13 protein-coding genes and 3 pseudogenes are annotated in these 14,418 nt (G+C 57.2%); 2 read left to right on the top strand and 14 right to left on the bottom strand.

Annotation, left to right across the window (positions count from 1 at the left end):
• Positions 1–124: 124 nt before the first annotated feature.
• The 8 genes and pseudogenes from ACIQ0R_RS05810 to ACIQ0R_RS05845 all read right to left on the bottom strand — a co-directional run.
• Positions 125–1,084 (bottom strand): annotated as a pseudogene (locus ACIQ0R_RS05810) (ABC transporter permease); the annotation flags it as partial.
• A 23-nt stretch (positions 1,085–1,107) separates the two neighbouring features.
• The gene (locus ACIQ0R_RS05815) at positions 1,108–2,652 is read right to left on the bottom strand and encodes a sugar ABC transporter ATP-binding protein (RefSeq protein ID WP_395824822.1); all 1,545 of its coding nucleotides are present in this window, start codon (positions 2,650–2,652) and stop codon (positions 1,108–1,110) included.
• 97 nt (positions 2,653–2,749) lie between these two features.
• Positions 2,750–3,089 (bottom strand): annotated as a pseudogene (locus tag ACIQ0R_RS05820) (L-rhamnose mutarotase).
• Positions 3,090–3,135: 46 nt separating this feature from the next.
• A complete protein-coding gene (locus tag ACIQ0R_RS05825; RefSeq protein WP_395824825.1) occupies positions 3,136–3,912 on the bottom strand; it encodes an SDR family oxidoreductase in 777 nt (258 codons plus the stop codon).
• 134 nt (positions 3,913–4,046) lie between these two features.
• Entirely contained in the window at positions 4,047–5,324 is a 1,278-nt protein-coding gene (locus ACIQ0R_RS05830) for an L-fuconate dehydratase (RefSeq protein ID WP_395824828.1), read from the bottom strand.
• 22 nt (positions 5,325–5,346) lie between these two features.
• Positions 5,347–6,201: a fumarylacetoacetate hydrolase family protein gene (locus tag ACIQ0R_RS05835; protein ID WP_395824831.1), complete on the bottom strand. Its 855-nt coding sequence runs from the start codon at positions 6,199–6,201 to the stop codon at positions 5,347–5,349.
• Positions 6,202–6,257: 56 nt separating this feature from the next.
• On the bottom strand, positions 6,258–7,022 hold the full coding sequence (locus ACIQ0R_RS05840) for an SDR family oxidoreductase (RefSeq protein WP_395824834.1): 765 nt from the start codon (positions 7,020–7,022) through the stop codon (positions 6,258–6,260).
• Positions 7,023–7,228: 206 nt separating this feature from the next.
• Positions 7,229–7,450, bottom strand: coding sequence for a GNAT family N-acetyltransferase (locus ACIQ0R_RS05845; RefSeq protein WP_395824837.1), 222 nt, complete (start codon positions 7,448–7,450; stop codon positions 7,229–7,231).
• Between the two features lie 244 nt (positions 7,451–7,694).
• Here ACIQ0R_RS05845 and ACIQ0R_RS05850 point away from each other — a divergent pair, with 244 nt between their 5' ends.
• Complete coding sequence (locus ACIQ0R_RS05850) at positions 7,695–7,835, top strand: hypothetical protein (protein WP_395824840.1); 141 nt, start codon at positions 7,695–7,697, stop codon at positions 7,833–7,835.
• 48 nt (positions 7,836–7,883) lie between these two features.
• On the opposite strand, the gene ACIQ0R_RS05855 is transcribed toward ACIQ0R_RS05850, so the two are convergent.
• Both ACIQ0R_RS05855 and lysA read right to left on the bottom strand, forming a co-directional pair.
• Complete coding sequence (locus ACIQ0R_RS05855; RefSeq protein ID WP_395824843.1) at positions 7,884–8,096, bottom strand: hypothetical protein; 213 nt, start codon at positions 8,094–8,096, stop codon at positions 7,884–7,886.
• Positions 8,097–8,339: 243 nt separating this feature from the next.
• On the bottom strand, positions 8,340–9,578 hold the full coding sequence (gene lysA, locus ACIQ0R_RS05860; RefSeq protein ID WP_395824846.1) for a diaminopimelate decarboxylase: 1,239 nt from the start codon (positions 9,576–9,578) through the stop codon (positions 8,340–8,342).
• Positions 9,579–9,714: 136 nt separating this feature from the next.
• On the opposite strand from lysA, the pseudogene ACIQ0R_RS05865 reads away from it, so the two are divergent.
• A pseudogene (locus ACIQ0R_RS05865) lies at positions 9,715–10,641 on the top strand (LysR family transcriptional regulator).
• Positions 10,642–10,829: 188 nt separating this feature from the next.
• Here ACIQ0R_RS05865 and ACIQ0R_RS05870 read toward each other — a convergent pair.
• From ACIQ0R_RS05870 to ACIQ0R_RS05885, 4 genes are all read right to left on the bottom strand, one after another.
• On the bottom strand, positions 10,830–12,113 hold the full coding sequence (locus ACIQ0R_RS05870; protein ID WP_395824848.1) for a hypothetical protein: 1,284 nt from the start codon (positions 12,111–12,113) through the stop codon (positions 10,830–10,832).
• A 78-nt stretch (positions 12,114–12,191) separates the two neighbouring features.
• Entirely contained in the window at positions 12,192–12,626 is a 435-nt protein-coding gene (locus ACIQ0R_RS05875; protein ID WP_395824851.1) for an ExbD/TolR family protein, read from the bottom strand.
• Between the two features lie 275 nt (positions 12,627–12,901).
• A complete protein-coding gene (locus tag ACIQ0R_RS05880; RefSeq protein WP_395824854.1) occupies positions 12,902–13,330 on the bottom strand; it encodes an ExbD/TolR family protein in 429 nt (142 codons plus the stop codon).
• Between the two features lie 2 nt (positions 13,331–13,332).
• The gene (locus ACIQ0R_RS05885; RefSeq protein WP_395824857.1) at positions 13,333–14,253 is read right to left on the bottom strand and encodes a MotA/TolQ/ExbB proton channel family protein; all 921 of its coding nucleotides are present in this window, start codon (positions 14,251–14,253) and stop codon (positions 13,333–13,335) included.
• Positions 14,254–14,418 lie beyond the last annotated feature (165 nt).

The raw sequence follows: 14,418 nt of genomic DNA on the forward strand, positions 1-14,418 counted from the left end.
TGCACGGCTAGCTCCTTGAACTCCGCCGTGTACATCTGTTTTGGTATCTTCTTCATTGCTGGTCTTTCCAAAGGATCGTTGATTTTACGTTACCTATGGAAGACTAAATTTCGGGGGAAGCTCACATCATGCGCAGGCCGTTGATCAGCACACTCATAATAAACGCGCCGATGATGGTGCCGATAATGGTGCCGGTGCCGCCAGATAAAGACGTGCCACCGATCACCACCGCAGCGATGGCATCGAGTTCATACCCCTGCCCCAACGCCGGTTGCGCCGAATTCAGGCGCGACGCGATCAACAGCCCGGCGATACCGCAGATCGCGCCGCTGACGCTGTACACCGTGACTTTCCAGAAATCGACATTCACACCCGACAAGCGCAACGCCTCTTCGTTACTGCCCAACGCAAAGGTATAACGGCCGAAGATGCTTTTATTGAGGGCGACCCCGGCAGCAATCGCTACCAGAAACAGAATCAGCACCGCATTCGGAATCGGCAGCGCCGGGATCAGACTGCCGATTAATGAATCCTGCGAGATACCTGAGAAGCCGGGCGTGTCATTGAAATAAATCGGCTTGGTTCCGGAGATCACCAAAGACAAGCCTTTGAGCAGCATCATCATGCCGAGGGTGGCGATGAATGGCGGGATTTTCAGCTTGGCGATCAGTACGCCGGAGACCCAGCCGCACAGCGCACCGAACAGGATCGCGGCGGCAATGCCGAAGTAGATCGGCAAGCCCCAATAGGTGAGGAACACGCCGGCCATCACGGCACAAAAAGTCATCAGCGTGCCGACCGACAAATCGATCCCCGCGGTGATGATAACGAAAGTACAGGCAATCGCCAGCACGCCGTTGACGGCGGTCGATTGCAGGATGCTGACCAGATTGTCGATTTCCAGAAAGTTGGGCGAAGCCAGGCTGAAAAACACCAGCAACGCCAGCAGGCTGGCGAAGGCCAGCAGCTTCTGCCGGGTCGCCGGATCAAATATCCTGCTCTTGAGGGCAGCGAATGCGCCGGCGCCGCTTACCGGCAAATTTGCGTGCGATAGCGGGTTCGGGGGATTGGGGATATTTGCCATGATCGTCTTCGGTGAATGATGGGTTATTCGGCAAGCGCCGGTTCACGCTGCGTGGCCAGGTGCATGATTTTTTCCTGCGTGACCTCGACGGCGGCAAGCTCTCCGCTAATACGGCCTTCACACATAACGAGGATCCGATGGCTCATGCGCAGCACCTCGGAGAGTTCTGATGAAATCATGACGATAGCCTTGCCCTGGGCCGCCAACGTATTGAGCAACTTGTAGATTTCACTCTTGGCGCCGACATCAATGCCGCGTGTGGGCTCATCAAAAAACAGGATGTCGCAATCACGCAGCAGCCATTTGGCGATCACGATCTTTTGCTGGTTACCGCCTGACAGCAGCCGCACCGGCTGATCAATCGAGGGCGTCTTGATGCTGAGCTGCCGCACATAGTCCTGGGCGGTTGCGCGGATTGCCGGCTGGTCTAGAAACAAACCTTTCGTCAGGAACTTATCCATGTTGGACATCACTACGTTAGTCTTGACGTCAAGCCCGGTGGCCAGCCCGAAATGTTTGCGATCTTCCGACAGATAGCCGATGCCGTGGGCGACAGCATCCCGCGGCGACTTGATCGACACCTTGACGCCATGGATCAGGATTTCGCCGGCATCGATCGTATCGGCACCAAAAACCGCTCTCGCCACTTCGGTGCGTCCGGCCCCCATCAGGCCGGCAAAGCCAAGTATTTCGCCCTTGCGCAACGAAAATCCAACATCCCTGATTGTCGCTCCGCGGCACAATCCCCTGACCTCCAGCACAACCTCATTACCTGAAGTGGCGGGAACTTGCGGCCGGCTATTGTCGAGCTGACGCCCGACCATCATGCCGATGATGCTGTCGATCGGCGTGTCTGCAGTCGGCACGGTGGCGATGTATTGGCCGTCGCGCATGACGGTGACGCGATTGGAAATCTGTCGCAACTCGTCCATCTTGTGCGAGATGTAGATGATGCCGACACCATGCGCCTGGAGTTGCCAGATGATGCGGAACAGATCGTCGATTTCAGCATTGTTGAGCGCCGCCGTCGGCTCATCCATGATCAACACGCGCGAATCGAACGATAGCGCCTTGGCGATCTCCACCATCTGCTGCTTGGCCACTGTCAGTTCGCCCACCAGCGTGCGCGGATCGAGTTGCAGACGCATGCGTTCAAAGATCTGCGCGGCTTGCCGGTTTAGCGCATCTTCGTCAAGAAACAGGCCGTAACGGCCGCGCGGCTCGCGGCCGATGAATATGTTTTGCGCGGCACTCAGATGATTCATCAGATTTAGTTCCTGATGAATGATGCCGATGCCAAGCGCCTGCGCGGCGCGCGGATTGGGAATCTCGACCGGACGGCCATCCATGCGGATTTCACCGCTATCCTTGGGATAAACCCCGGACAGCACTTTCATAAGCGTCGACTTGCCAGCGCCGTTCTCACCCATCAACGCATGCACTTCGCCGCGCAACAGATTGAACTGGCAATTGTCGAGTGCCAGCACGCCGGGGAAGCGCTTGGTGACATTTTTCAGGGCAATCAGGTAATCCGCTGCTGCGCCCTGGGGAATTTCTGATTGCTGCATATCTGCTCTCATGATGCGCAGCCGGCTATCGCGCCAACCGCGTTATATCAAATCCGCTGAAGCGCAACACGCCTCAACGCTGCAAAGCCGGGCTGCTTCATTGCTGTGCCAAATCGAAAATCTTCGACATCGAGGTCCATTTCTCACCTGTAGCTGTCCATGGCGTCGGCGCCTAAAAAGTCCACATCAGCGCCTCCCATTCGCGCACCTTGGGATCATCTTGCGATGCCGCAGCCATCCTGGCGGCATCGTAGATTGCAGCGTCGGTTTCCATGAACATCGTCAACCGTGTCCCCCAGCCGATAAATCTCCATCGACAGCACCCCTTGACGGCGCAGGTGTTCGGCGATTTCCGGCCAGATCCGACGGTGCAGTTGTTCGTAGCGGGCGATCAGTCGGGGATCGTCTTTGAGGTCCAGTGCCAGGCAATAACGCATGTGTTGGCTTCCTTTTACTGTCGCTTGCAAATTCAACCGAATCCGCTCAGGTCAAGGCGCGGTCCAGATGGGTATAACCGCCATCCACCGAGACCCACTGTCCGGTAGTATGGGCGGCGCGATCAGAGAGCAGAAACACCACAGTATCGGCAATTTCTTCCGGAGTAGCGAGGCGTTTCCCAAGGGGTATCTTGCCGGTGATGGCGGCCAGCTTTGCTTGCGGCTGATCGAAACCGGCAATCCAGCTGCGATACAGCGGCGTCATCACTTCGGCCAGCACCAACGCGTTGACCCGCACCCCGTCGCCGGCCAGCGCTGCGGCCCATTCGCGCGTCAGCGCCAGTTGCACACCCTTGGCAGCGCAATAACCGCTGGTGTTGCCCTGGCCGGTGAGTGCCGTCTTGGACGACACATTGACGATAGCGCCGCGGCTGGTCTTCAGATGCGGCACGCATAAATGCGCCATCACGTAGTAGTGAATCAGATTTTTTTCCAGCGACTGCACAAAGGCTGCGCGTCCGGCATCGAGGCCAACGCCATCGTTGATGCCGGCATTATTGACCAAGCCGTCGAGACGTCCGTGTTCCTGCACGGTTTGCGCTACCGCGTGGCGACATTTTTCTTCGTCGATCAAGTCGAGCTGAAAAATACGCGCCTGCGGTCGCAGCCCGAGTAAACGTTCCGTAAACTCGGGAGCGGGCCGGCTCTTACCGAAGATCACCGGAATCGCGCCTTCGGCTGCGAGCTGCAGCGAAATGGCCGCGCCGATGCCGGCGCCGCCGCCGGTGACGATCACCACCTTGCCTGTCAGATGCAGATCCACCTTATTGTCTCCATTTTATTTATTCTTATATGCTGGTACTTGTTCGTACTTGTTCGTACTTGTTGGTGCTTGTTCTTTATAAACCAACTGCAGGCATCTTCCAACTGTAAAAACCGTCAGTCGATGCCAGCATGTCAGCCGCGAAACCGGTATTGCTGCAGCGATTCCGGCTTCATCGTAATCGAAAATCCGGGCGCTGTCGGTGGCATGTATGCCGCATTGCGGATCACGCACGGATCAACGAAATGTTCATGCAGATGATCGACGTATTCCGTCACGCGCCCGGCCTTGCTGCCGGCGATGGATACGTAATCGATGATCGACAGATGCTGCACATATTCGCACAAGCCAACGCCGCCCGCATGGGGACAGACCGGCAACTTGTATTTCGCTGCCATCAGCAGTACGCCGAGAATTTCATTGACGCCACCGAGACGACAGGAATCGATCTGCACCACATCAATCGCGCCGCGCATGATGAATTGCTTGAAGACGATGCGGTTCTGGCACATTTCGCCGGTAGCGACCTTTACCGCGCCGATACCTGCACGGATCTTGCGGTGGCCTTCAACATCGTCCGGGCTGGTCGGCTCTTCGATGAACCAGGGATTGGCAAAAGCCAGCCGGTTAACCCATTCGATGGCCTGATCGACATCCCAAACCTGATTGGCATCAATCATCAGGTGCCGCTTTTGACCGATCACTTCGCGTGCAATGGTGACGCGGCGAATGTCATCGGCCAGATCGCGTCCTACTTTGAGCTTGATGTGGTTGAAACCGCTATCGACGGCTTCCTGACAAAGCCGTCGCAACTTGGCGTCGTCATAACCCAGCCAACCGGCGGAGGTGGTATAGCACGGGTAGCCATCCTGTTCCAGCTGGCGAATCCGATCCGCCTTGCCGGGCTCCTGTTCGCGCAGCATTGCCAGTACCTCTTGCGGCGTGATGCAATCGGTCAGGTAACGGAAATCAATGGCACGCACCAGTTCTTCGGGTGTCATATCGGTCACCAGTTTCCACAACGGCTTGCCTTCAGCCTTGGCCCACAGATCCCAGACCGCATTGACGACGGCGCCGGTCGCCAGGTGAATTGCGCCCTTGTCGGGGCCGATCCAGCGCAGTTGACTATCGGACGTGATGTGACGCCAGAAGCGCCCCATGTCGGCGCTGATCCAGTCGAGTTTCAAACCGACCAGCAAATGCGCCATCGCCTGAATCGCCGCGCAACAGATTTCATTGCCGCGGCCGATGGTGAAAGTCAGGCCGTGACCTTCTAATCCGGGCTGATCGGTTTCCAGGATGACGTAAGCGGCGGAATAATCGGGATCGGGATTCATGGCATCCGAACCGTCCAGCATTTGCGAGGTAGGGAAACGCACATCGAGTACGCGTACTGATCGAATAGTCGTCATCGTTTGTCTCTTTTTATCGGATTCAAAGTGAGATGGTGCGTTGCCGCTGCTGCCCGAGACCGTCGATACCAAGCCGCATTACCTGCCCGGGGCGCAGATAAACCGGCGGCTTTTGTCCAAGGCCGACGCCGGGTGGCGTCCCGGTCGAAATGACGTCGCCCGGCTGCAAACTCATGAAGCGGCTAAGGTAGCTGATCAGCGCCGGAACCTTGAACACCATGGTCGATGTATTGCCGTTCTGGTAGCGATGACCGTCCACTTCTAAACACATGCCGAGCGCATGCGGGTCGGCGATTTCGTCGCTCGTCACCAGCCATGGTCCGAGCGGCCCGAAGGTATCGCAGCCCTTGCCTTTGTCCCAGGTGCCGCCCAGTTCCAGCTGATACTCGCGCTCTGAAACGTCGTTGATGACGCAGTAGCCGGCCACATGCGACAGCGCTTCGGCTTCGCTGATATAGCGGCCGCCCTTGCCAATCACCACCCCCAGTTCGACTTCCCAATCGGTCTTGAGCGAACCGCGCGGAATCTCGACATCGTCATCGGGGCCAGCAATGGCGCTGGTCCATTTACCGAAGACGACCGGCTCTTTGGGCACATCCAAGCCGGATTCGGCGGCATGATCGGAATAATTCAAACCGATGCAAATGAACTTGCCGACCCCGCCCACACACGGACCAAGGCGCAGATCCTGCTGCGGCGTGCCGGCTACCAGCGGCAAGCTATCCATCTTGAGCGCCCGCAATTTATCCAGCTCTGCCGGGGTCAGGAAATTGCCGCCAATATCGGCCACGACAGCGCTCAGATCGCGCACCCGCCCTTGATGATCCAATACGCCCGGCTGTTCCCGGCCCTTCTCGCCATATCGCAATAACTTCATGAGATCACTTTCTGATGTTGCTTGAGCTTGCTTGAATCGATGTAAATCAACTTGTATCAGTTTGCCCAGCCGCCATCGATCAGATGAATCGCGCCCGTGGTGAACGACGATTCGTCGGACGCCAGATACAGTGCCAAGGCAGCGATTTCCTCGGTCTTACCGATGCGCCCCATCGGCTGTCGCGCGACAAAAGCGGCGCGCACTGCGGCGATATCGACACCTTGCGGGCGCGCCTGCTCGCGTATCCGCACTTCCAACGAAGGCGATTCGACCGTACCCGGGCAGATCGCGTTGCAGCGAATGCCCTTGGCCACAAAGTCCGCCGCCACCGCCTTGGTCAAGCCAATCACCGCGGCCTTGGTGGTGCCGTAGACAAAACGGTTCGGCACGCCCTTGACGCTAGAGGCTGCCGACGACATGTTGATGATCGAGCCGGCGCCCTGCGCCAGCATGCCCGGCAACAGTGCGCGGATCAGGCGATACATTGAAGATACGTTGATACCCCACGAGAAGCGCCAGTCTTCTTCGCTGCAATCGAGGATACTGCCGTGATGAACGTAGCCGGCACAATTGAACAGCACGTCAAAGCCGCTGCCTGAGTGCGCCAGCGCCGCCACGGCCTTGCTGTCGGTGACGTCGAGCAGCCGGATGGTCACCGGGTGGCCGCTGTCGCGGGCAGCGGCGGCAGTGTCGTCCAGCCCAGCCTGACTGATATCGGTCGCCAGCACTTGTGCGCCTTCACGCGCAAACGCCAAGGCGCTGGCACGCCCAATCCCCTGCCCCGCCGCAGTGACCAAAATGCGCTTTCCTTGTAGTCTCATCAAACTGTCTCCGGATACTTGTTATGTTGTCTGGGGCGGCTGGTGGTTTGCTGAAGTTGGCCTGCAGGTCCATTAGCCTATTAGCCTATTGGACTATTGGCCTGCTGGACTATTGGCCCATTGGTCGGACCAATAATAGTGCTTAAATTTTGGCTTTGCAACTAAAAAAGCGAGCTGCTTTAAATCGCTATCTTGTGTGTAAAAAATTATCTGCAACGCCAATCGCGCCGCAGCAATCCATACAGGTCGGTATCCGACACCTCGCCGTTGACCAGCCAACGCTCACGCAGATGTCCTTCTTTGACGAAACCAAGGCGTGTCAGCGTCTTGGCGGATGCGCCATTGCGCGGGTCTATATCAGCCTCAATCCGGCGCAGATTGAAGCGCTCGAAAGCATGCTCGACAAAGGCCGTCAGCGCTTCGTGCATTTAGACGCTGCCCCAATGCGTACGCGCCATTCCGTATCCAAGATCAGCGCGCAAGTTGTGCGCGTCGATTGCGAACAGCATGCAGGTCCCGATGATCTGCTGATCTGCCAAAGTCTGCATCCCGAGCCGACGATAACGTCCCTCCTGATGCGCTACGATATTGTTCGCAATCAACTGATGTGCCGCATCGATTCAAGCCCACGGCACGCTACTCCAGTGGCGCATAACTTCCGGATCAGACACTATGGAGAACAACCCAGCGGCATCGTCTTACCGTAGCGGGCGTAACGTCAGGCTTGGCGTCAGGCGTGGCGTCCGGCTTGGCGTCAATAACGGCGCGGGGATGATGGAGGGCATGCCAAAATTTGGTGGCGGGGGGGGTTAAGTTTGGCAGCCAATTAAACTGCAGCCGCAGCGCAGGATCTGGGCGCCGCTACCCCATACCTCGACCGCCGTCTTTCGCAGTCGCCATCTCGAATAAATCAAAGGCATCGCCATACAAGAAAGATTTCTTGAGCGGCATGCCGTAGTCCGCAGCACAGCCGCAGGCAATCACCTTTTGCTCGCAGTCATGCCTGGTCCTGGCAATGATTGATTCGCTTTTGTCGCCCTTCAGATTTTCGGCAACCCAACAAGTCATCTTCATTCATTCACCTTGAATTCAACTAGTTGCGATCCCGGCTTGCCAGCGTGTGCAGCCGCTGATTGATGCATCAAAATTATTATCAGTGCTGATCGTGTGAATCGGCAAGGACTTTCAACAAAAGCAAAAGGCCTGCAATCATGCAGGCCCTTCTATGGAAACTTGATCCTCTGGCGCTAACGCCGCACCCACAACCTGCGCCAATGACCGGAATGCCATCCCGGATACCGGAGAAATCGGCGTGCTTTAGCCGAAGGTCTCCAGAGCGATCAGCTCGGCCAACGTCTGGCGGCGGCGGATCAGGCGCTGCGTACCGTTCTCTAACAAGACTTCAGCCAGCAAGGGACGGCTGTTGTAGTTGGATGACATCGACGCGCCATAGGCGCCGGTATCGTGCAATACCAGATAGTCGCCAACCCGCGCCGGCGGCAACGGGCGCGGCTCGACGACGCCGCCTTCGAGCTGGGTGAAGACGTCACCGGATTCGCACAGCGGCCCTGCCACCACAGTCGGCCGCGGCGTGACATCTGCTGGCGGCTGGCCTTGATAGATCAGCGAAATGCGGTGATAACTGCCGTACATGGCTGGGCGCATCAGATCATTGAAACCTGTGTCGACCAACACGAAGTGATTGTTGCCGTTGTCCTTGACCGCACGCACCTCGGACAGCAAGGCACCGGCTTCGGCCACCAGGAAACGCCCCGGTTCGATTTCAAGGCGGACCGGATGGCCGAGATGGGCCTCGATCTCCTTACGGGCGGCATCCCACAACGAAAAATAGTGATCGCAGTCGATCCGCGCCCCACCCTCCTGGTACGGAATCGACAAGCCGCCGCCGGCCGACACCGCCTCGATATCGCAATTCAAACGCTTGACCGTATCGACCATGGCCGCGCACACCTGCTGCAGATGGCTGTAATCGACGCCGGAACCGATATGCATGTGCAAGCCAACCAGTGTCAGGCCGTGCTTCTGGATCACTTGCAACGCACGCTCCAGATCGGTATGCCAGATACCGTGCTTGCTGTTTTCGCCGCCGGTATTGGTCTTGGCGCTGTGGCCGTGGCCGAAGCCCGGATTGATGCGCAGCCAGACCCGATGGCCGGGCTTGGCGAGGCCAAGTTGCTCCAGCATGTCGATGGAACCGGCATTGACTTCGATATCCAGTTGGTTCACCCGTGCCAGCGTGGCCTGATCCAGCAAATCAGCGGTGAACACTAGCCCGGCCGGCTCGCCCTGCGGGCTGTATCCGGCCAGCAAGGCGCGCTCTATTTCGCCCAGCGATACCGCATCAACCTGCACGCCTTGCTCGCGCATGAGCTGCAGAATGTGGATATTTGAACAAGCTTTCTGGGCAAAGCGAATGACATCGAAAGCGCGCAACTGCTGGATACGCTCAACAATGGTTTGCGCATCGTAAATCCAAAGCGGCGTGCCATGCTGGCGGGCGAGATCGGGGAAGGTAGCAAGCTGGGCCGGGGTCATGGTGGTTCTCCAGAATAAATAGATAGTTGCGCGTATCTTCCCCCAAAAATAGTATTCAATAAAATATCATTTCTTTCACGCTTCATTCATATACGATATGTGCTGATACCTTTCCTGTTTTCCCGGAGATTTGCAGATGTCCATCACGCTCAGGCATATCGAAGTATTTCGCGCTGTCATGACCGCCGGCAGCGTCACCGGCGCGGCGGCCTTGCTGCGCACCTCGCAGCCGACCGCCAGCCGCGAGCTGGCGCGTTTCGAATCGCTGGTGCGGCTCAAATTGTTTGACCGGGTACGCGGCCGCCTGCTGCCAACCGCCCCGGCCCTGCTGCTGTACGAAGAAGTACGACGCTCGTACCTGGGCCTGGAGCGCATCGTCAGCATGGCCGGTTCGATCCGCCAGTTTGAACATGGACAACTGTCCATCATTTGCCTGCCGACATTTGCACAAACGCTACTACCGGTGGCCTGCCGCCGCTTTCTCGACGATTTCCCGACCGTGGGCCTGAGCATCACGCCACAGGAATCGCCGCTGCTGGAAGAATGGCTGACCTCGCAACGCCACGACATCGGCATCACCGAAACGCTGACAGCGCCGCCTGCGGCAGAGCAACATCTTTTATTTTCAGGGGACATGGTGTGCGTGCTGCCGGATGCGCACCCGCTGCTAGCCAAGCAAAAACTGGCGCCGAAAGATTTTTCCGGACAGAATTTCATCAATCTGGCGAGTCTCGATATCTATCGGCAGCAACTGGATCAGGTATTCGAAGCGCAACACATAGAGCGCCGCATGGCGATTGAGACCGCCAGCGCAGCCTCGGTCTGCGCCATGGTGCGGCAAGGCCTGGGCATCGCCATCGTCAACCCGCTGACGGCGATGGCAGAAGCCGGGCGAGGCTTGCATCTGCGCCGCTTCACTTAATCGGTGCCGTTCACCGTCAGCCTGGTCAGACCGACGCACCGTCCCTCATCAAACCTGGCGGATGCTTTTGCTGAGGTGCTGCGTCAACACTGCCTGACGCTAACGCAAGGCTTAAAAAAGGCGCTACGCGTCAATGCGTGAGGACTGGCGAAAGAATTATTTCAAACGCGATATCTTCTTTTTAGGTGATCGCCGCAGTTTTCAACTCACCTTCATCTTGATCTGAGATTGCTCATAAAAAACGGAGCCGCTGCATGTCAATGCAAACGACTCGGTCTGTTATCGGTCCGCTTCAGCTTCGGGCTTAGTTTGACCAGGTTCGGTTCGGCTCAGTTCAGTGGACGATTCACCTGCATCACCCACAGACGGGCCAGATCAGCCGCGCCGTCGTTACCCTGAACGCTCTTGAATGCCTGGATCGCTTTATCCTTCTGCCCGGCCAACTGATAGGCAATACCGAGATGCAGCCTGGCGTCATCGGCACGCTTGAGATTGCCCTTTTTCAGGCCGTCTTCCATCAACCGCAAGCCTTTGTCGAACTGACCTGCGGTGACCAACGCAAAACCCAGATTGACTTGTCCGGTACCCTCTTTGGCATTCACCGCAGCGGTTTCGCTTTGCGCTATCGACTTTAGATCGTCGCTGGCGGCCTTGCCGGCCTGATCCTGCAAACGCTTCTGTTTGGCGGCATCGGGGCCAGTTCCCAACAATCCGGCCTGGTAGCCTTGATCGAAGATTTTTTTAGCCTCAGCCGGGAAACCCGCGACCAGCGACAACTGCGCCATGTCGGTGAATTCCGCACTGGTTTGCAACTGCACCGTCGCCGCCTTCAAACGATAGGCGTCAAGCACCAGGCGGTCAGAAAATCCTGGCTTGTTCTGAACGCGAACGATCAGATCGAGCCAGTAGTCTTTCTTCGGATAGTAGGTATTGAGTTTTTCCAGCGCAACCTGGTATCCGTCTTTGTCATTGCTCTTGAGCGCGCAACTGACCAACAATTTCAACTCGATTTCGCTAGGCGTCCGTGCGGCACTTTCATCGGCGGCGATAGCCGATTGCAGCTCGCTGGTAGCACGCGGGATGTCGTTGCTCAGATAATACGACTGGATCAGCAAAGTTCTGGTTTGCGGATCGGCGCCGCCCTCTTTCAACGAGCGCGACAACCATGTGATCGCCTGTGGATAGTTCTTGGCGTCGTAATACATATTACCCAGCGCCTGCACCACCTTGGCTTGTTCTGCCGGGGCCAGCCGACCGGAAGCGATCACCGCTGCAAACGATTTGCCAGCCAGTTCGGTTTCGCCTGCACGAGCCGCTGCGGCGCCGCGCATGTGATCGATATTAAAAGTTTCCCATGGTGTCTTGTTGGGGACGGCATCGGTCTCGGCGATCTTCGCCAGCGCCTCTTTGTATTTTTGCTGCTTGATCAACTCCTGCGCTGCCTGCAGCGGCAAACCGACTTCGGCGCGCACTGTCTCGCCTTTCGGCGGCTGTGCGTTATCGGCAGTATCGGCGGCATGGGCAGCCGGAACCAGCCCCAGAGACGGCAGCGTGGCGCTCAGGCCAACGGCGGTCAACAGCACGAGAAGCGGAGCGAAGCGTAATTTGGACATAACTATTCTTTCAATCGAAAACGAAAATAGGCAGGTATCAACCTGCCTATTTTCTGATGCGAAAACAAATACTATCTCTTACTCAATGAACTGCTCGTTACCGACGATACCGATCTTGGTGACGCCCAAGCGTTGCGCCGATGCCATCACGGCAGCGACCGACTTGTACTCCACCAGTTTGTTCGGACGCAGATGCACTTCGTCGATATTACCGCCTGCGACGACAGCCTTCAAACGGCTTTCCAGTTCCGCCCGGTTGGCCAGCGGCGTGCCGTTCCACAACACGGTACCGGCCGCATCGATGTCCACCGTGTCAACCACCGGCAACGCCAATGGCGGAGGCGGATTACCGGTCGGCATGTTGAGCTTGATCGCATGATTCTGGATCGGAATGGTGATGATCAGCATGATGATCAGCACCAGCATGACGTCGATCAACGGCGTCATGTTCATTTCCATCATCGGTTCCGGATCGTTGGCGCTGCCGCCGGATGAACCTACATTCATACCCATAAACTACTCCTCATATTGCAGGGTGAGCACTTGTGCCCGCGTGTCTCGTACTCATCCATCCTTGTGCCATCACGCGCAGACAATACAACGCGCACCCTGCGTCTTTCATATGCCACCGGCATCATCCCGCGCCCACCGGGATCCACATGACGTCGCGTCTTGATACGTAGCGCCTTGACGCCCGGTCCGCAACATGGATCCAGCATTAGCGGGAATGACTGAGTTCTGTAGCGTGGGCGATACAAGCTGCCCGCCCTACAGCCCCGATCAAGGGATTAGTTGCGCGCCGGCGGTTCGGTGATGAAGCCGATCTTGGCAATCCCGGCCCGCTGCGCGGTCAGGATTGCCTTGCCGATGTACTCATACTTGGTCTGCTGATCGCCGCGGATATGCAGTTCCGGTTGCGGAACTTCCACTGCCACTTCTTTCAGCTTGGCCAGCAATATCGCCGTATTCGGCACCAGTTGCTCGTTCCAGAACATGTCGCCTTGCCTATTCACCGCCAGATTGATGTTCTCCGGCTTGGTTTTATAAGGTTCGTCGAACTCGTTCGGCAACTTCACTGGAATCGTATGCGTCACCACCGGAATCGTGATCAGGAAGATGATCAGCAACACCAACATGACGTCCACCAGCGGCGTCGTGTTGATGGTGCCGATCACTTCGTCTTCATCCCCATCGGGAGAACCGAGTGACATCGCCATGATTAGCCAACCTTCTTCTTGATGCTAGCAACCTGACCAGCCTGGCTCGACGACATCACGCCGCTCAGCAGCACCGAGTGCAGGTCGGCGCTGAACGAACGGATTTCTTCCATCGCACTCTTGTTGCGGCGAACCAGCCAGTTGTAACCCAACACCGCCGGCACCGCCACTGCCAGACCGATTGCAGTCATGATCAGCGCTTCACCCACTGGACCGGCAACTTTATCGATCGACGCCTGACCAGCGATACCGATTGCTGTCAGCGCGTGGTAAATACCCCAGACGGTACCGAACAGACCAACGAACGGCGCCGTAGAACCAACGGTTGCCAGGAATGCCAGACCGTCTTGCAGGCGGCTTTGCACTTTTTCTACCGAACGCTGGATCGACATGGTGACCCAGGTGTTCAGGTCGATCTGTTCGAGCAATGCGCCGTCATGATGCTCGGTCGACGTTGCACCGTTTTGAGCGATAAAGCGGTAAGCGCTGTTTGGCTTCAGGCTGGCGATACCAGCTTCAACCGTGGCCGCTTTCCAGAATGTTTGCTTGGCGTTTTTAGCCTGGCCCATCAGTTTGACTTGCTCGATGAGCTTGGTGATGATGATGTACCAGCTGCCCATGGACATCAGCACCAGGATGATCAGTGTGCCGCGTGCAACGAAGTCGCCGCCTTTCCACAGGGCGTCCAGGCCGTATGGGTTGTCCACGGTTTCGTGATCGGCAGGCGCCGGTGGCGGTGTTGGCGTGTCCGCCAGCGATGCGGCCGCTGTATCAGCAGCTTTTGGCGCATCAGCAGCCGGAGCGGAAGCGGCAGCAGAAGCTGCCGCCGGAGTTTGAGCGATTGCGGCCAGCGGCGAGATCGTCACGGCGGAGATCATCAGGGCAGCAGCCAGGGCGGATAAGCGATTACGAGTGATAGACATACTAATACTCCAAATTTGATAAATTAGATTGCTGAGATAACGAGGGTGTGCTGGATTTTGTGTAAACGGAATTTCGTTTAATTCGGCTTCATCCGTTCTTCAAACTGGATAGTGAAGCGGTTAAGTGCTCCCTTCCAGTCCCGCAATGGCATCGTCCACTTCTTG

This window comes from Collimonas sp. (assembly GCF_044339385.1).
Lineage (GTDB): Bacteria > Pseudomonadota > Gammaproteobacteria > Burkholderiales > Burkholderiaceae_D > Collimonas.